This window comes from Stenotrophomonas sp. YJH_SMC_43 (assembly GCF_059372535.1).
In genome coordinates this window covers 666,501-681,724 of the sequence record NZ_JCAFVQ010000001.1, presented here as the reverse complement: position 1 = coordinate 681,724, position 15,224 = coordinate 666,501, and the positions used below count along the sequence as shown (strand labels likewise).

The following is a 15,224-nucleotide window of genomic DNA, read 5'->3' as shown; positions in this document are numbered from 1 at the left end:
ACAGGCGCCGCTAGCGCGCGTCGAAGCGCTCGCGGGCCGCATCCAGCGCCGGGAAATTGTGCTCCGCCCAGCGGTCCAGGGCGGACAACGTCTCGACCAGACCGTGCGCGACCTCGGTCAGGCGGTACTCGACATGCAGCGGTTTGCTGCCCCGGTCACACCGCTCGACCAGCCCATTGCGCTCCAGCTGTCGCAGAGTCTGGGTCAGCACCTTCTGCGAGATGCCTTCGATCTTCCGCAGCAACGCGCCGTTGCGAAGCGGGCCCTGCGCCAATGCCGGCAGCAGCAGCATCACCCACTTGCCGGAGATCAGCGCCAGCGCATCGCGCGCCGAGCAATCGGCGGCATAGACATCGCCCGGATAGGCCATGGTTACCTCAAGGTGCGTAATTGCCGGGGCATGCCGGCACCGCGAGGATGGTCGCACACTCCTCGAACACCTCGCCCATGCGCGCCCTGATCCTGCTTGCCCACCCCGAACCCCGCTCCTTCAATGCCAACCTCGCCGCGCAGGCGGCCGAGCAGCTGAGGCACGACCACTCGCAGGTGGATGTGGTCGACCTGTATGCGGAAGGCTTCGATCCGCTGGAAGCGGCCTGGCACCATCCACGGCGCCTGCAGCCCGAGCGCTTCGATGCCCAGCGCGAACAACGCCACAGCGCCGAACTGGAGCAGTTGCCCGCCGATGTGCGACGTCACCTGCACCTGCTGCGGGTCGCAGACCTGGTGATCCTGCAGTTCCCGCTGTGGTGGTTCGCGGCGCCAGCCATCCTCAAGGGCTGGCTGGACCGCGTGCTGGTATATGGGCCGATGTACAACAGCCGTCAGCGCCACGAACATGGCGTGATGCAGGGCAAGCGTGCATTGCTGAGCGTCACCACCGGTTCATCGGCACGGGCATGCGCGGTGGACGGCCGCGAAGGCGACACCCGATTGCTGCTGTGGCCGTTGATGTACAGCCTGCGCTACGTCGGCTTCGAGGTGATGGAGCCATGCGTGGTGCATGGCGTGCGTTCCGGGCTTGCAGCGGAACGCGTGCAGGCCCACGACGAAGCACTGGTTGCAGCCACCCTCTCCTACCGCGAGCGACTGACGCACTGGCGGCAGTGGCCAATTGTGCCCTTCAACGACAGCGATGACTTCGAGGATGGGGTGGTGCTGCGCGCGGACGCGACTGCGCACAGCCCCTTCATCCGCCACCGCGACGCGGGATGAATCTTCGCCTGCAGGCGCTACCGGAAAGCCTCATACTTCGCACTCTTCCGAAGCACCTTGGTGAACCCATGACCACCCTGCGCCCCTCTCGCGCCGACGACGGCGCCGCCCTTGTCGACCTCTGGCGTCGCGCCGTCGACGCCACCCACGACTTCCTCAGTGCCGAAGACCGCCAGGCCATCGATGCCGAAGTGGCCGGTTTCCTGCCGCAGGCGCCGATGACCGTTGCTGTCGATGCACAGGATCGGCCGCTGGGCTTCATGCTGATCGACGGCACGCACATGGAAGCGCTGTTCATCGATCCCGACGTACGTGGCACCGGGATCGGCCGGCAACTGCTGCAACATGCACTTGCCCAGCATCCGCAGCTGAGCACTGACGTCAACGAACAGAACGCACAGGCCGTCGGCTTCTACCTGCGCATGGGCTTCGTCGAAAGCGGCCGCTCACCGCTCGATTCGCAAGGCCGTCCGTATCCGCTCATCCATCTTCGGCATAACGGCTGACATCCGTCGGCAGCGGCCACGTGCTAGCGTGGCTGCTTTCGACCAAGGAACGCCGTGCATGGATGGTGCAAAAGCCCTGCTGACCCTGTTTGCGCTGGGCATCAGCCTGGTCTGGATCCTGGTGCCGTTCGCCATCTTCGCCGTGCGCAACCTGCTGCGTGAGGTACTGGTCGAGCAGCGCCGTACCAACGAACTGCTTGAACACATCGGCGGCTACCGCATTCCGAAGCCGCAACCCGAACCGACTGTCTGGCGGGCGCCCTGAGCCGGAACGTGCCAGGCCCGGATCAGGCCGTCGCCTCGAAGGCCGGAGAGTACTGCACCTCGCCCTGTGCCAGCGGAGGCTGCAGGCAAAGTGCCTGGAAGTACTCTGCAGGCACACCCGGCAGGACCAGGCCCGGCTCGGCACGGAAGCCGAAGCGACCGTAATAGGCCGGCTCGCCCAGCAATACACAGCCATGTGCACCCTGCTGACGCAGTGCTTCAAGTGCGGCGTGCATCAGGGCCGCACCGATGCCCTGCCCCTGCCACGCGGGTAAAACCGAGATCGGCCCCAGGCCGAACCAGCCCGTGCTGCCATCGCTGATCGTCACCGGCGACACCGCCACATGGCCGATCACCTTCCCGTCCATCTCGGCCACCAGCGAAACGCTCAGCTGCCCGCTGGCGCGCAGGGCGTCGACGATGAACTGCTCGGTATGGCTGCTGTGCGCAGCATCCCGGAATGCGGCCTCGGTGAGCGCACGGAGGGTGGCATGATCATCAATGGCTTCGGCACGGATGGTGTAGTTCATGGCGTAATGTTCGCTTGCGTGAGAGTCGCGTGAATTAGCGATTGACGTCACAAATATATGGCGAAATACAGAACGTGAAGCGTAATGGCTCCGAGAACCTCGAATCGCCTGTGCCGCAATCGATTCGGCGACGCCGCCGAACGCTGAATGCGTCAAAATTCCGTCACCCACGCCTTGCCCTAGCTGGCGCCAGGTTTCCAGAACACTCCATAATCGATAAACCTGTCACCAGGGAAGGATATATGGACACGGACGCACGATGCAGGATGCCGCCATGGATGTAGCCATGCCGACACGCAAGGGACGCCATCTGGTACCGATGGGCCTCTTGCTGGCACTGACGGCCTGCTCGCCTTACGCGGACGCAGAGCGTGACGTTGCCGCAGGTGGACGCGGCATGGCCAAGCTCAACCCGTCACCGCAGCAGGGCTACGAGCTGGTGCTGACACTGAAGGACGCGCCGGGCCCGTTCGCGATTGTTGAGGGCTCGGCCCAGTACGACGCCAGCAACTACGCAGACTGTGGACGGATCGTGCCTGCAACGGGCACTGCAGGCCGCATCACCAGCCAGGAGCCCGTCACCCTGCACAAGGTCGGCGAGCACGAATACCGCGGCACGTTCTACCTGGACCGCATGCTGGACGAGGACTACTACGGGCGTGGCGTCTGCCATTGGTCGCTGACAGGTGTCGGTGCGATGTTGCGCGCCACGAACGGCAAGGCGGATACGCGATTCCTGACGTTCATCGACAAGAAGCGCATGGACGCGGGGAGCCAATTGACACGGTACTACCCACGCGCCGACTACCCGCGGATCGAAGAGATCACCGGATACGGAGCGAGCGGCAAGGAAGATCCTTCAGCGTACAAAGAAGAGCTGCGCAATGCGCTGTTCTCAACCACCACTACTGTGCAGAAGCTTGTGCCATGAACTGCCAGTGTCACATTTACCTCTACCCCCAAAGGAGGCCGACATTGCGCCACAAGATGATTCCGTGCCTTGCTCTGCTTCTATTGACCGCCTGCAACCCGGAGACCGCCATGAACCAGGAACGTGCCGCTGCTGAAGCCGATGTCGCCCAGGGTGGGCGTGGCCTCGCCAAGCTCAACCCCAGCCCGCGCAAGGCCTATGAGCTGGTGCTGCGCCTGAAGGACGCCCCGGGCGATTTCGCGGTGGTCGAAGGCGTGGCCCAGTACGACGTCACCAACGAAGACCAGTGCGGCCACATCGAGCCGGCCACCGGTACGGCGGCACGCATCACCAGCCAGGAGCCGGTGGAGCTGCGCAAGGTCGCTGATGGTGAGTACCGCGGCACGCTGTATGTGGACCGCATGCTGGATGAAGACTACTACGGTCGTGGCGTCTGCAAGTGGGAGTTCACCGGTGCCGGGGCAATGCTGAAGGCGACGGGTGCCGAAGAAGAGACCCGCTTCCTCACTTTCGTCGACGCCAAGCCGCTGACCGAAGGTGGCGGCCATACGCTCTACTATCCGGATCTGGTCTATCCGAAGGCAGATCGCGTTCCCAACTTCCCAGCCAGTGGCGAGCCCGATCGCAGCAACTACGCCCCTGATCTGCAGGACAAGCTGTTTACGATCACCCTCTCCGCAAGTGAGGTGGCGCCGTGACCGTCACCTCTCAGGACTACGCCGCGTTATCCAATGACGCCTACAAGGATCGGGCCGTCGGCCGACGTGAACCCGGCCAAGAAGAAAAAGTCACGTTAAACGGCCATGAGTACAAGATACTTGAGCATGTCAACAATCGTCTCAACGGCTATCAGGGCACCGTCTATCAGCGCGTAGACACCAAAGAGATCGTCATTGCCCATCGTGGCACCGAGCAGATCGCCCGCGACGCGATTCTGACCGATGGCGGAATGGTGGTTGCACGCACCAATGTCCAGGCACCTGACGCGATCGCATTGACGCAGAGGACAATTGAAGGCGCCGCACTTCAGTCCCGCTTGAGCGGCGGACCTGCCCCCCAGGTCACCGTCACAGGCCACTCCCTCGGCGGCGCCCTCGCCCAGATCACCTCGCACCATTTCAACGTCAAGGGCGAGACCTTCAACGCCTACGGCGCGGTCAGCCTCAGCTACCGCATTCCGGAAGGCGGCAACACCATGATCAACCATGTCATGGCCTCCGATCCGGTCAGCGCTGCCTCGCCGCACTTCGGCCAGGTGCGCGTCTATGCCAAGCCCGATGAGATCAAGACGCTGGCAGCGAACGGCTTCAGCAATCACCCCCTGCGTGACCTGATCCCAGACCGCCCGATCATCGCGGCCACCAGCTCCTTCGGCGCGCACAAGCTGGGCAACTTCCTCGGCGACGGCTCGGTTCTGAAACACCCGGAAACGCAGAAGCTGGCAAAAGACAACGCCAGGATGATCGAGGAGTACCGCGACGACGTCGAGTCACTGCGTCGCGGCGTCACCCGCGCGGCACGGGGCATCCCGGGCGGTGCCATCGATCTGTACGACCACATCCGCGGCCCGCTGCAGCCCGGTGAACCGGCACGCCGCGAAGCGGAGAAGAACGGCCATCACACCAGCATGCTGCGCATGGACGATGCCAATCACCTGGGCAACCCATTGTTCAACGATGCGATCCGCGGCGTGCATGCGCAGGACGTTCGCGTCGGCCGCGTGCCGGATGTGATGAGTACGCAGTTGGCCGGTAGCTTGGCGGCGGAGATGCACGCTGCAGGCGGCAAGCGCATCGACGAGGTGGTGATGAATGCCGACGCCTCACGCAGCTTCGCCGTGCAGGGCCAGGGCGGCGACCCGGCACACCTGCGCGTGTCGGTGGACACGGCGGTGGCAATGAACACGCCGCTGGAGCAGAGCAGCCAGCGGATTGATCAGCAAGCCGCGGGACAGCGCTTGGCACAGGACCGCGATCAGCAACTGGAACAACAGCAGAACCAGACCCGCAGCATGCAGGCCTGATGAACAGCGCGGGAGCCGGTCATTCCGGCTCCCGCTTTACTTCAGCATCGCGCGTCAGGGGCTGGAGGCCGCGACCGGCGCCGACGCACCGGCGGTTACGAACAGATCCGGCCCGGAATCCGGGAAGCCACCACAGGCGCGATCGCCCGGCGCTACCGGGTCACAGGGCCACTGCGCCCGCGCGACCTTCTCACGCAGCTCGAAGCGATCCCCCGTCCAGACCACGAACGCGATGTGCTCGCGGTTCCAGTCACCGTAGGCGCGCGGACCGCCCTTCTGCGCAGACTCCGGGTACTGCACGAACCAGCGCATGGCCGGGCCGTACTGCAACTTGCTATGGTCCAAGCTGATCCGTCCCTTACGCGACAGCTGACGCGCACGATCGGCCTCCGTGACCGGGGGCATGGCCGGCATGGCATCGGCGGTCACATCCCTCGGCGCCGCGTCCCCGCGGACCTGGTACACACGCTGGGCCACGTAGGCCTCGCGGCAATCACCCGCTGGCACGCGGACCGGCTCCGCGCCGTACTCATCGCGGTTGGCGACCTGGTCGCTGCAGGTGAACGGTGCTGACACCAGATAGAACGTGCTGTCGGCGTCGCGCCCTTCCAGCGAGCGCACCCAGATGTCGCCCATCCGCACGATGAAGTCCGGGCGCTGGCCGTAGCCCGGCACCGCCTTGAACCACGCCTTCTGCTGCACCTCACGCTCGCGCCAGCTGCGCGGCAGGTGGATGTCCTGCTGGGGCAGCGCGACCAGCAGCGCGGCCAGATGCGCCGGCATCCTGCCCTGGCAGGCGCCGATCAGCAGCTCGCCCTGGGTCGCCAGCCGCCCGGCCAGATCCACCGGGCAACGGGCGCCAAGCGCGCGCTCGGTGGCCTGCTCGGGCTGCAACGGCACGATGACCAAGGCGGGTGGCGCGGGAGCTACCGCCGGGACGGCTGGCTCGACGACGGCAGGCGGTGCAGCCACAGGCGCCGCCGCTGCGGGCGCAACGGGCGCAGGCGCCGGGTCCGCAGCCGGCGCCGGCTGCGCGTCCACCACAGGTGTCACAGGAGGTGTCACGGCAGCCGGCACTTTGGGAGCCGGTGCCGCGGCAACAGCTTCGGCCGCCGTGGGTGCTGCAACGTGCGTCGTCCCTGCAGGCGCGTCAACGGCCGCCTCGGCAGCGGGGGGCGTCTCCACGAGGGGTGCTGCGGCCTCCTGAGCCTGTGCCGACGCTGCGGCGAGTCCAAGTGACAGCAGCCAGAGCGGCGGCAGGCGGCGCACGGATGCACTGCAGTGGGCGGCGGCGTGCCGGGCATTCTGAGGAACGATTCGCATGTGGTGTCCTTACGAGTGGGTTTCCATGTCGGCGCCACAGGGCGCCACGCGTCGTAGGTAAAGCGCCTGCGGGCACCCTGCCCGCAGGCATCAGGTGCTACAGGGATTTAGAACGCTGCTCCTGCTCGCGGGCAAGCGCAGCCGCCGGGTCCTGCTGGGCGACGCTGGTAGCCAACTGCTGGCTGCTCTGCGCCAGTGGCTGCTGCGCCGCCTGTTCGCGATCGACCGATGCGCGCAGCATGGCCGGGTCACCCAGCGCGCCCTGCACGGCAAACAACGTGCGACCGTCATTGCCGGCCAACAGGTGATCGATACGCGACATTCCGGCCTTCTGCGCGCTGAGCGCCAGTGCGCCGGCGGCATTGTCCAGTTCCTGCACGCTGCGCAGACCGCTTTGCGGCCCCATTTGCTGCAGGTGCTGGCGCGCTCCCGAGAACAGCGTGTATCCCGGCTCGCCCGGTTGCGACATGTCGCGTCCCGTTGCCTGCTGGGCAGGCGCCCCCACTTCGCCACGCTCGAGGCGCGCCATCACATCGGGGGTCAGCTTCTGCTGCCACACGTCAAAACGCTGCTGGCGGGCTTCGATGCCGTTGAGCGCGCCATTCAGGGCACGCGTGGCTTCGCGCACATCCTCGCGCGCCGCCTCCGGCACCCGCGTCTGCCACTGCCACACGGCAATGCGACCTGCGTGCTCGGGCTGCGCGGCCAGTTCCGGGTGATTCACCAGGTCCAGTTCCAGCGCCTTGCCGGCACGCTCATAGTTCTCCTTGCCGACCAGCGGCAGATAGCCGCGGCCGTGATACTTCAGTGCGTCGCCAGGGGCATCGTTGCCCATGCGCCCGCCGTACATCAGCTCAGCCAGGTTTTCCGGGTGGCCACGCAGCGCTTCCTGGCGGGCACTCTCCAGCGCACCGTTGCCATTGCGCCACGCTGCTTCCACCGGGATCTGCGAGATGCCCCGGGTGAAGTTGAAACTCTCGTTGAGACGGCTCAAGCCACGGGATTCATGCCCGGCCTGCGCCATGAAGTTGGCCAGTTCCCGGGACGAGGTGATGCCGGCCTCCGTGGCCTGTCGCAACAATTGCGACTCTCTATCCTGCGACACGGTCAAACTCCTGCTCGATCATCGTGGGGTCCTCCTGCCTCCTCACAGGCGCGGCACTCAAGGCAAGCTCACGTCGGCAACCACGGACGGGTCAAAGTCCTCAAACCGTACCCTACCCAGCTCGGCCGCCGAGAAGTCACGGGTGTGGGTTGCCTCGGTCTCGGTGTCGACCACCCGGCGCTGCACGCCATGGACCCAACAGACCTGCTCGGACGGCGCGTAGCGGAACGTGTAGGTGCTGCTCCAGCGCTCGCGGCTGCCGCCGTTGGTGATCACGCTGAACGCGCCATCCTCGATCGTCACGTAGGCGAAGGGATCACCGGCAATGCCGCCGCGGGTAGAGCATGGCACCAGCTTGTCGTTGCGCGCCGCCAGCTGCCATCGGCCGGCAGCATCGCCCAGCAGCAACAACAGCACCCGGTTGGGACCGTGCTCGCCCGGCACCAGGCCATCGGGGGCGGGCTGATCGATCACCAGCAACTGGTCGTCGATGCCATTGCCGGTCAGATCACCGCGCACGGCTTCCAGCAGGTTCGCGCCGGACGGCACGAACGCCAACGCATTGTCCATGTTCGTGCCGCTCCCCTTCTGCATCCCCTGCCACTCCTTCGATCCCGTCTTGCCAGTACCCGTGCGCCGGCCGGGACACCGCGCAGTGCGCCGCAGGCCCCGGTGTCCGCCAGAGCGGATGATAGCCCCGGCCCTGCGGCGGTGGTGTTGTGGGGGTGCGTCACCCGCACCGCGGGTCGTCAGCGTCCTCATGGACGGGAAAGCTCCTGCGTTCGATGGCACTGATGCGCCGGAATTTTGGCGCGCAGGCAGCTTACTTCGAGGAGGCTTCAGTCGTCGAAGGGGGAACGGAGCGAAAAGCGGACTTGATCACATAAAAGCGGGATCGACGCTGATGGATCCAAGTTCGGGATGCACCACCCGTCAGCGCCCCGCAATTGATCATGCGGACCCAGCTGGGTGGGTCCCCGAGAATGGCACCGCAGGTGTGACCCACGGGTTGAAACAGGTCACAGAAGGCTTGCAACGCTTTGCTCCTTCAACCACGCATCTTTTGATGGCGACAGCTATCGCCTGCCACTCACTGGACTCGATTTATTTGGACATGTGAAATTTGGCAACGGCTCTCCATCCAGTCAACCCTTCGCCCAACGGTTGCGGAGGCATAGGGGGGCAATAGCATCAATACGCCTTGAAGATCGGCTCTGTGCAATCCGCGTAGAAAACCTCGCGTGCCCCGGCTTGATCATTCGTGCAGCCTTTCTGAGCTTCGCGCTCCGCCACGTCGAGTGTCGGTCCTCGTCCAATGCCAGAGCCACCCTGACCTGTCCGGCCGCTGGGAACTACCCATGCCGCACACTGATTGAAGTAGGCAAGCACAAGCTTGCGATCGTTCGCACCCGCGGAAGCACATTTGCCAAGGGCTTCCTGCTCCGCTCCACTCTTCCTTCGCTGCCCTGTCGATACACCTGCATCCGAAGTTCGCTTGGAGGTGGCAATTGCACCCCAGGTGGTGACCCATTCTCCAGACGGTTGTGGCGGCGAAATGGGAGCGGTAACCCCGCCATTGTTTGCTCCCGGGATAGGCGCACAGCCCTGTACTCCCTGTCCTCCGATCGGATACATACCAGAGGGGCAGTTGCCCTCAGCCATCACGGAAAAAGACAGAGTCAAGAAGAAAGATGGAATAGCCAGCCTAGTGAACCACTTCATTACGTGCTCCAAGCGCCAAGGCAAGCATCCATGGTCGGGGCGTCTCCCCGTTGACTATTTTTAACCAGCACATCAATCACGCCATGAAATTCTGGGCCCAGAATATCCAGCAGTTTTTTGCAGCATGGCCATCTGGCCGTACCGATGGGTATACACGCCCCGCCAGACCCATTAGATCCAAGCAGGCTTCCAACATGCCCCTGCACAGTCGAAACCCGCGCGTTGACCCGACCACTCATGCCATCAAGCTAGCCATGTCCCTGGAAGATCATAACGTCCTTGCACACGCCGCCGTGCAAAACAGAGCGGTCAGGGTCGGCCTCATTCTCAGCTGCAGCAGCGCAGCCGCGCCCGAGGCTTCTCGGAGCCAAACCTCTGTGCGCGCAAATTGCAACAAACAAATAGCGCTCCGCGTCAATGCAATCATCCCGAGCACGGCCGTTTCAGTAATTCCTGAACAAGGGCTCGGTACAATTTGCATACACAGGAGCACAGGCTCCCGGCTTGTCATTCTTGCAGACTCCCTGAGCAGCCCGCTCGGCATCACCCGGAGTCGGACCGGTGCCAATTCCTGACAGGCCATTTCCAGTCCTTCCGCTCGGGATGACCCAGGAAACGCACTGATTGAAATAGGTCATGCTGACCTTGCAATCGCTTGCTCCACTGGCAGCACATTCTGAGACGGCTTTGCGTTCCGCCTCCTTCTTTGACCGGTGCCCCGTAGAAACGCCGGCATCGGAAGTGCTGGCGGATACCGCAATTCCGCCCCAGGTCTTGATCCACTCACCCGTAGGTTGCGGAGGAGGACGTGGAGACTGCTGGGCGGCGCCACCAGACGCCGCGCCGGGAATTGGTGCGCACCCCATTGCCCCTTGTCCCCCCACGGGGTAGTAACCGGGAGGGCAGGCTCCACCTTCTGCACGTGCAGAGAAAGCTGAAGCTGCAATGATTCCCAAAGACAGCAGGTTAAATAGAGTAGATCGCATGAAACCCTCACCTTTAAGACGGGCCCAAGCGCAGCTACAAAACGCGGGCTCAGCCTCAATCCTCTTTTTTGCACCACGGCTCATAAGGCTGAATACGTGCGTCAGCCAAGACTCAGCAAAACGAAAGCCTCACTGATGCCCTGCGACCCGGGCGAGTCGGCGAACCCACGAATACCCCGAATTGACTCAGCTAGAAGGACTCAAAAACAGGTTCCGAGCAGTACCCTTACTGCCAGGGGCAGGATCAGCATATGCCACACACTGATTTCTATAAGTCGTATCGATCTTGCAGTCTTTAGAGCTTCTAGAACTTCTCAAAGATGGGATCGCTGCACTCGGAGTACATAACCTCACACCCGACACCCCCCTGCTTCTTGCAACCCGAGAGCGCTACAGCACCTGCTCTGGCAATAATGCCATCACGCGCGATATGCGCGCCTGTCTGGGAGGCCGTGGGAGACGCGATCGCCACACACTGGTTCTCATACGAGATCTTGACCACGCAGCTTCGCGCACCCCACGTCGCACATTGACTTAGCGCTTCCTGCTCAGCCTCTTCACGGGAGTACTTCTGCTTTGCAACTCCCGTATCCCCCTTTTCACCCATGGCAACGGCACCCCAGGTCTTATGCCAACGCCCTGTCGGCTGCGGTGGGGGCGATGGCAGCTGTTGCTGGGAAGAGACGCTGCCCGCACCAGGGATCGGAGCGCACCCGCTGACACCCTGCCCGCCAATTGGGTAGAAACCAGACGGGCAGTTGCCTTCAGCCGCTAACGGCGAGGACCAGAACAAAACCACCATTGCCAGAATCCCAACAAAGTACCGCATCAGTCATCCAGGACGAGATTGAGAATGGGGGCAGCAGCTGTGTTCGCCCGGCTGCCGAGCAATTTACCTGAAGGTAGTGACGGCGGCTTACCGACCTGCGCCAACATACGGCCCTCTAAAGCCACAGGCAGCCGAGCGCTGCCTGGACACACTTTCAATACTTGCGGAAGACCGGCGCGGAACATTCCGAGTAAATAATCCTGCAATGCGCCCCGCCTGCTGCCTGACAGTCACGCATGGCCTGCTCCCCGGCGCTCTCCACCGCCCCCGAACTGGCGTACTGTGTACCGGTGGATGCCAGTTCCGAGGTGACAGCAGCCACACATTGATTCTGGTAGGTGAACTCGATCCTGCAACGTCCACCGTTCTTCTCGCAATTCGAAATCGCGGTCCCCTTCGCAGCACGCTCACTGGGTTCACCTACAAATGCGCCCCCCTCCGAACCGCTGGATGAGCCAGCGAGTGCGCCCCAGGTCTTAACCCATTCACCCAATGGTCTGGGCGGAGGAGTAGGAATCGTAGCGCTGCCCCCAGAACTGGCTCCTGGAATTGGCGCGCAGCCCTGTACTCCCTGCCCTCCAATCGGATACATACCGGGAGGGCAGTTCCCTTCTGCACTTGCGGATGAGAATGCTAGAGAGAACATTGCTGCGATGACCGCTTGCATCAACCGACCAGTCATGATCATACAGCCACGCCCGAACTCAATTTCCAGCCATCTGCGAACATGCATGAAGTCTCCCAGACGCCTCGGAACAACATCACAGCCATAGCAGATGCGGCCACAAGTAACGCCACCTTCCGGTGCAGCATGAATAACTGCTGACAGCCCTCACGCAGAACTGGCGATCAGCGATACGCCCTGAACTCCGACATGCTGCAGGCCGAGTAGGCCACTTCACACGCTCCTCCATCATTCACAGAGGCGCATTCCTTCAACGCGAGCGATTGAGCTTCGTCAAGTGTTTCAGCGCTGGCAACGATTGAATTTCCGGCAGCCTTTCCGCCCGAGCGGGGCGACGGATCGGCGATTGCGGCGCATTGATCGTGATAGCTCAAACGAATCTCACACTTGCTCCCTCCTCGTCGGACACATCCGTCGATCGCCGCCGCTTCCGCAGCTCGCTTCGATTTCTGGGATACGGAAACACCGGTTGCCATCAAGCCACCAGTTGCTGGTTTTTTGTCCTCAGCGATGGCTCCCCAGCGCGTCTCCCATTTCCCGGCCGGAACCGGCGCAGAAGATCCAGTGGAGGGAGAGCTGCTTCCGCCAGGAATAGGCGCACACCCGCCGACGCCCTGCCCTCCAACAGGGTACTGCCCAGGGGGACATCTCCCCTCCGCCAGAGCGGAAAAAGGGGCTATCAGCAGCGCGGCCGCAAGAAAGAACTTGATCATAGTGTTTACTCCAATCCTTGAATCATGCGCTGAGCAAGCCTCAACTAACTTCCAGCAGCCTTGCCATGCGTACCAGGCCCAAGACTTCCGCTAGACCCGCCTTCACCTATAGACCTTCCACTGGTTGCATAGGTTACTGGTGGTGAAACATGCTTCTCCGCATTAGAAGTCTGAGGCGGCATGTAACTACCCGGCGGCTGGCCGTTTGAGCTGGGCGCCTGCGCTACCGGGCTACCACCTATCTGCGAATATGCCATGAAGGTACCCAGGGTGCCCTGGAAGAACATCGCAGCCATTGGGGGCGCAGTCAGGATCAGCGTCGTCAGAATCAGTCCCATGCCGCCCTGCTGCAGCGCCATGCTGCTCATGCCCTCGGTCAGGTTCGACCCCAGCAGTGCACCCAGCGCAGACGCGCCCCAGAACGAAGCCGCCACGCGCGCCACCATTTCCATGGCAATGCCGGTCATCGCAGCCAACACCGCCATCGAGAACATGGTGCCGATGCCATAGAACAACCATCGTTGGAACAGGGACTTTGTCTGCTCAAACAGCAGGCAGAGGATGAACAGCGGACCAAAACCAATGAACAATGACATGGCGATCTGGTACAGCAATAGCATGGCGCCCGCCGTAACGGCCGGTCCGCCGGTGCCCAGCCCAATGAACCACATCGCACGGGTCTTTGCGCTATCCAGCGTTACGTCGCCGGCAACATCCAGCACACTCACCGACGTGAGCGCCAGTTGCATATAGCCCAGGTTCTTGTCAATCAGTTCCTCGGCGATCGACTTCTTTCCGGTCACGATATAGGTGGGACGTGCCCCCGGTTTCCAGGGCCAGCCTAACTTAAGTAGAGTCCGTCCCCATACCGAGGACGGACATGAAGAAGCGTTTCACCGACGAGCAGATTATTGGCTTCCTGAAGCAGGCGGCCGCTGGCACCCCGATCAAGGAGCTATGCCGCTAAGACGGGCCAAAGCACAGCTACAAAATGCGGGCTCGATCTCAGTTCTTTCTCGCACCGCCGCTCATAAGGTTAACTACTAGCGTCAGCCAAGGCTCAGCGAAACGACAGTCTCACTGTTGCCCTGCGACCCGGGCGATTCGGCGAAGCCGCAAGTACCCTGAATTGACTCAGCTAGAAGGACTCAAAAACAGGTTCCGAGCAGTACCCTTACTGCCAGGGGAAGGATCAGCATATGCCACACACTGATTTCTGCAGGTCGTATCGATCTTGCAGCCTTTCGCGCCATATTTCCCACAGCGTTCCAGCGCCTCCGATATCGCTTCACTCTTTGTTCCCTGGCCTACCGAGGCACCCACATCACCGGTGCTTGCTGCCCCGGCTATCGCGCCCCAGGTCCTGATCCAGCGCCCAGTCGCGATCGGACCGCTCTGTGCCGCTTGGCCAGCTTGGCTGCTGTCTCCGGGTATCGGAGCACACCCCTAAACCCTGTCCTCCAACCGGGTACTGTCCCGGCAGGCACCGCCCCTCGGCACGAGCATCGCATGCAAGAAGCACCAGAAAGAATGAAGCCATTTGGGACAACGGTACAACGCGTCTCATACCAGTACTCCAGTACCGCGCGAGGCTATGGCTGCCCAAGGTCCACAGCTCCAAAGCCTGTATCCGCAGCTCTCGCGAAATCCGATTGCGTCAATGCAACTCGTGCCGCAGCCACAACCAGGTTGGCATGCCCCAAAGAAAATTCGCAGCGACAGGAGTGCTTCTAGAACCTCTCAAAGATGGGATCGCTGCACTCGGAGTACATAACTTCACACCCGAAACCTCCTTGCTTCTTGCAACCCGAAAGCGCCACAGCACCGGCCTTGGCAATGCTGCCATCTCGGGCGATATGGGCGCCGGTCTGGGAAGCAGTGGGAGATTCAATCGCCACATATTGGTTCTCATACGAGATCTTGACCACGCAGTTTCGCGCACCCCACGTCGCACATTGACTTAGCGCTTCCTGCTCAGCCTCCTCGCGGGAGTACTTCTGCTTTGCAACTCCCGTATCCCCCTTTTCACCCATGGCAACGGCGCCCCAGGTCTTATGCCAACGCCCTGTCGGCTGCGGCGGGGGCGATGGCAACTGTTGCTGGGAAGAGACGCTGCTCGCACCAGGGATCGGAGCGCACCCGCTGACACCCTGCCCGCCAATTGGGTAGAAACCAGACGGACAGTTGCCCTCAGCCGCTACCGGCGAGGACCAGAACGAAGCCAGCACTGCCAGCATTCCAACAAAGTACCGCATCAGTCATCCAGGACGACATTGAAGAACGGAGGCAGCGGCCATGTACCTCTGACTGCCGAGCAACTCGCGTGAAGGTAGCGACGGCGGCGTACCAGCCTGCACCAACATACGCTCCCCTAAAGCCACCAGGCATTCGA

General features: G+C 62.7%; 18 protein-coding genes and 2 pseudogenes. 7 read left to right on the top strand and 13 right to left on the bottom strand.

The window, feature by feature from the left end:
- Positions 1-10: 10 nt before the first annotated feature.
- Positions 11-370, bottom strand: a complete 360-nt coding sequence (locus AC5QAH_RS03230) for a winged helix-turn-helix transcriptional regulator (protein ID WP_010484895.1) — start codon at positions 368-370, stop codon at positions 11-13.
- 77 nt (positions 371-447) lie between these two features.
- Between AC5QAH_RS03230 and AC5QAH_RS03225 the strand changes: the two genes are divergently transcribed.
- From AC5QAH_RS03225 to AC5QAH_RS03215, 3 genes are all read left to right on the top strand, one after another.
- Entirely contained in the window at positions 448-1,215 is a 768-nt protein-coding gene (locus AC5QAH_RS03225; protein WP_224328278.1) for an NAD(P)H-dependent oxidoreductase, read from the top strand.
- Between the two features lie 68 nt (positions 1,216-1,283).
- Positions 1,284-1,721, top strand: coding sequence for an acetyltransferase (locus AC5QAH_RS03220; RefSeq protein ID WP_010484891.1), 438 nt, complete (start codon positions 1,284-1,286; stop codon positions 1,719-1,721).
- A gap of 58 nt (positions 1,722-1,779) precedes the next feature.
- A complete protein-coding gene (locus AC5QAH_RS03215; RefSeq protein WP_005410107.1) occupies positions 1,780-1,986 on the top strand; it encodes a hypothetical protein in 207 nt (68 codons plus the stop codon).
- A 22-nt stretch (positions 1,987-2,008) separates the two neighbouring features.
- On the opposite strand, the gene AC5QAH_RS03210 is transcribed toward AC5QAH_RS03215, so the two are convergent.
- Complete coding sequence (locus AC5QAH_RS03210) at positions 2,009-2,515, bottom strand: GNAT family N-acetyltransferase (RefSeq protein ID WP_049455014.1); 507 nt, start codon at positions 2,513-2,515, stop codon at positions 2,009-2,011.
- Between the two features lie 274 nt (positions 2,516-2,789).
- Here AC5QAH_RS03210 and AC5QAH_RS03205 point away from each other — a divergent pair, with 274 nt between their 5' ends.
- Genes AC5QAH_RS03205 through AC5QAH_RS03195 form a run of 3 tightly spaced genes read left to right on the top strand, consistent with a single transcriptional unit; the run spans position 2,790 to position 5,469 of the window.
- Complete coding sequence (locus tag AC5QAH_RS03205; protein WP_049455023.1) at positions 2,790-3,446, top strand: hypothetical protein; 657 nt, start codon at positions 2,790-2,792, stop codon at positions 3,444-3,446.
- Positions 3,447-3,490: 44 nt separating this feature from the next.
- Entirely contained in the window at positions 3,491-4,144 is a 654-nt protein-coding gene (locus AC5QAH_RS03200; RefSeq protein ID WP_495232090.1) for a hypothetical protein, read from the top strand.
- A complete protein-coding gene (locus AC5QAH_RS03195; protein WP_049455016.1) occupies positions 4,141-5,469 on the top strand; it encodes an XVIPCD domain-containing protein in 1,329 nt (442 codons plus the stop codon). The genes AC5QAH_RS03200 and AC5QAH_RS03195 overlap by 4 nt, the downstream gene beginning before the upstream one ends.
- 54 nt (positions 5,470-5,523) lie before the next feature.
- Here AC5QAH_RS03195 and AC5QAH_RS03190 read toward each other — a convergent pair whose 3' ends face one another.
- The 9 genes and pseudogenes from AC5QAH_RS03190 to AC5QAH_RS03150 all read right to left on the bottom strand — a co-directional run.
- A complete protein-coding gene (locus tag AC5QAH_RS03190; RefSeq protein ID WP_380574818.1) occupies positions 5,524-6,792 on the bottom strand; it encodes a hypothetical protein in 1,269 nt (422 codons plus the stop codon).
- A 97-nt stretch (positions 6,793-6,889) separates the two neighbouring features.
- Complete coding sequence (locus AC5QAH_RS03185) at positions 6,890-7,897, bottom strand: XVIPCD domain-containing protein (RefSeq protein ID WP_049455025.1); 1,008 nt, start codon at positions 7,895-7,897, stop codon at positions 6,890-6,892.
- A 57-nt stretch (positions 7,898-7,954) separates the two neighbouring features.
- Positions 7,955-8,491: a hypothetical protein gene (locus AC5QAH_RS03180; RefSeq protein ID WP_049455020.1), complete on the bottom strand. Its 537-nt coding sequence runs from the start codon at positions 8,489-8,491 to the stop codon at positions 7,955-7,957.
- Between the two features lie 597 nt (positions 8,492-9,088).
- Positions 9,089-9,532, bottom strand: a complete 444-nt coding sequence (locus AC5QAH_RS03175; RefSeq protein ID WP_495232191.1) for a DUF4189 domain-containing protein — start codon at positions 9,530-9,532, stop codon at positions 9,089-9,091.
- Between the two features lie 530 nt (positions 9,533-10,062).
- The gene (locus AC5QAH_RS03170) at positions 10,063-10,485 is read right to left on the bottom strand and encodes a DUF4189 domain-containing protein (RefSeq protein ID WP_224329403.1); all 423 of its coding nucleotides are present in this window, start codon (positions 10,483-10,485) and stop codon (positions 10,063-10,065) included.
- A gap of 424 nt (positions 10,486-10,909) precedes the next feature.
- Positions 10,910-11,407, bottom strand: coding sequence for a DUF4189 domain-containing protein (locus AC5QAH_RS03165; protein WP_224328280.1), 498 nt, complete (start codon positions 11,405-11,407; stop codon positions 10,910-10,912).
- Between the two features lie 181 nt (positions 11,408-11,588).
- Positions 11,589-12,026, bottom strand: a complete 438-nt coding sequence (locus AC5QAH_RS03160; RefSeq protein ID WP_224329404.1) for a DUF4189 domain-containing protein — start codon at positions 12,024-12,026, stop codon at positions 11,589-11,591.
- 257 nt (positions 12,027-12,283) lie between these two features.
- A complete protein-coding gene (locus tag AC5QAH_RS03155) occupies positions 12,284-12,832 on the bottom strand; it encodes a DUF4189 domain-containing protein (protein ID WP_088479783.1) in 549 nt (182 codons plus the stop codon).
- Between the two features lie 44 nt (positions 12,833-12,876).
- Positions 12,877-13,644 (bottom strand): annotated as a pseudogene (locus tag AC5QAH_RS03150) (type IV secretion system protein); the annotation flags it as partial.
- A gap of 68 nt (positions 13,645-13,712) precedes the next feature.
- Here AC5QAH_RS03150 and AC5QAH_RS03145 point away from each other — a divergent pair.
- Positions 13,713-13,796, top strand: a pseudogene (locus tag AC5QAH_RS03145) (transposase); the annotation flags it as partial.
- A 170-nt stretch (positions 13,797-13,966) separates the two neighbouring features.
- Here the strand turns inward: AC5QAH_RS03145 and AC5QAH_RS03140 are convergent.
- Together AC5QAH_RS03140 and AC5QAH_RS03135 are read right to left on the bottom strand one after the other, a co-directional pair.
- Positions 13,967-14,155 carry a DUF4189 domain-containing protein gene (locus tag AC5QAH_RS03140; RefSeq protein WP_233282216.1) on the bottom strand — a complete coding sequence of 63 codons (189 nt, stop codon included), beginning with the start codon at positions 14,153-14,155 and terminating at the stop codon, positions 13,967-13,969.
- 407 nt (positions 14,156-14,562) lie between these two features.
- Complete coding sequence (locus AC5QAH_RS03135) at positions 14,563-15,069, bottom strand: DUF4189 domain-containing protein (RefSeq protein ID WP_495232190.1); 507 nt, start codon at positions 15,067-15,069, stop codon at positions 14,563-14,565.
- Positions 15,070-15,224: the final 155 nt, after the last annotated feature.

Excerpts from the sequence above, each read along its gene's own strand:
- AC5QAH_RS03230 (WP_010484895.1), bottom strand. The coding sequence starts at position 370 with ATGGCCTATCCGGGCGATGTCTATGCCGCCGATTGCTCGGCGCGCGAT.
- AC5QAH_RS03225 (WP_224328278.1), top strand. The coding sequence starts at position 448 with ATGCGCGCCCTGATCCTGCTTGCCCACCCCGAACCCCGCTCCTTCAAT.
- AC5QAH_RS03220 (WP_010484891.1), top strand. The coding sequence starts at position 1,284 with ATGACCACCCTGCGCCCCTCTCGCGCCGACGACGGCGCCGCCCTTGTC.
- AC5QAH_RS03215 (WP_005410107.1), top strand. The coding sequence starts at position 1,780 with ATGGATGGTGCAAAAGCCCTGCTGACCCTGTTTGCGCTGGGCATCAGC.
- AC5QAH_RS03210 (WP_049455014.1), bottom strand. The coding sequence starts at position 2,515 with ATGAACTACACCATCCGTGCCGAAGCCATTGATGATCATGCCACCCTC.
- AC5QAH_RS03205 (WP_049455023.1), top strand. The coding sequence starts at position 2,790 with ATGGATGTAGCCATGCCGACACGCAAGGGACGCCATCTGGTACCGATG.
- AC5QAH_RS03190 (WP_380574818.1), bottom strand. The coding sequence starts at position 6,792 with ATGCGAATCGTTCCTCAGAATGCCCGGCACGCCGCCGCCCACTGCAGT.
- AC5QAH_RS03180 (WP_049455020.1), bottom strand. The coding sequence starts at position 8,491 with ATGCAGAAGGGGAGCGGCACGAACATGGACAATGCGTTGGCGTTCGTG.
- AC5QAH_RS03175 (WP_495232191.1), bottom strand. The coding sequence starts at position 9,532 with ATGTATCCGATCGGAGGACAGGGAGTACAGGGCTGTGCGCCTATCCCG.
- AC5QAH_RS03170 (WP_224329403.1), bottom strand. The coding sequence starts at position 10,485 with ATGGGGTGCGCACCAATTCCCGGCGCGGCGTCTGGTGGCGCCGCCCAG.
- AC5QAH_RS03165 (WP_224328280.1), bottom strand. The coding sequence starts at position 11,407 with ATGGTGGTTTTGTTCTGGTCCTCGCCGTTAGCGGCTGAAGGCAACTGC.
- AC5QAH_RS03160 (WP_224329404.1), bottom strand. The coding sequence starts at position 12,026 with ATGTATCCGATTGGAGGGCAGGGAGTACAGGGCTGCGCGCCAATTCCA.
- AC5QAH_RS03155 (WP_088479783.1), bottom strand. The coding sequence starts at position 12,832 with ATGATCAAGTTCTTTCTTGCGGCCGCGCTGCTGATAGCCCCTTTTTCC.
- AC5QAH_RS03135 (WP_495232190.1), bottom strand. The coding sequence starts at position 15,069 with ATGCTGGCAGTGCTGGCTTCGTTCTGGTCCTCGCCGGTAGCGGCTGAG.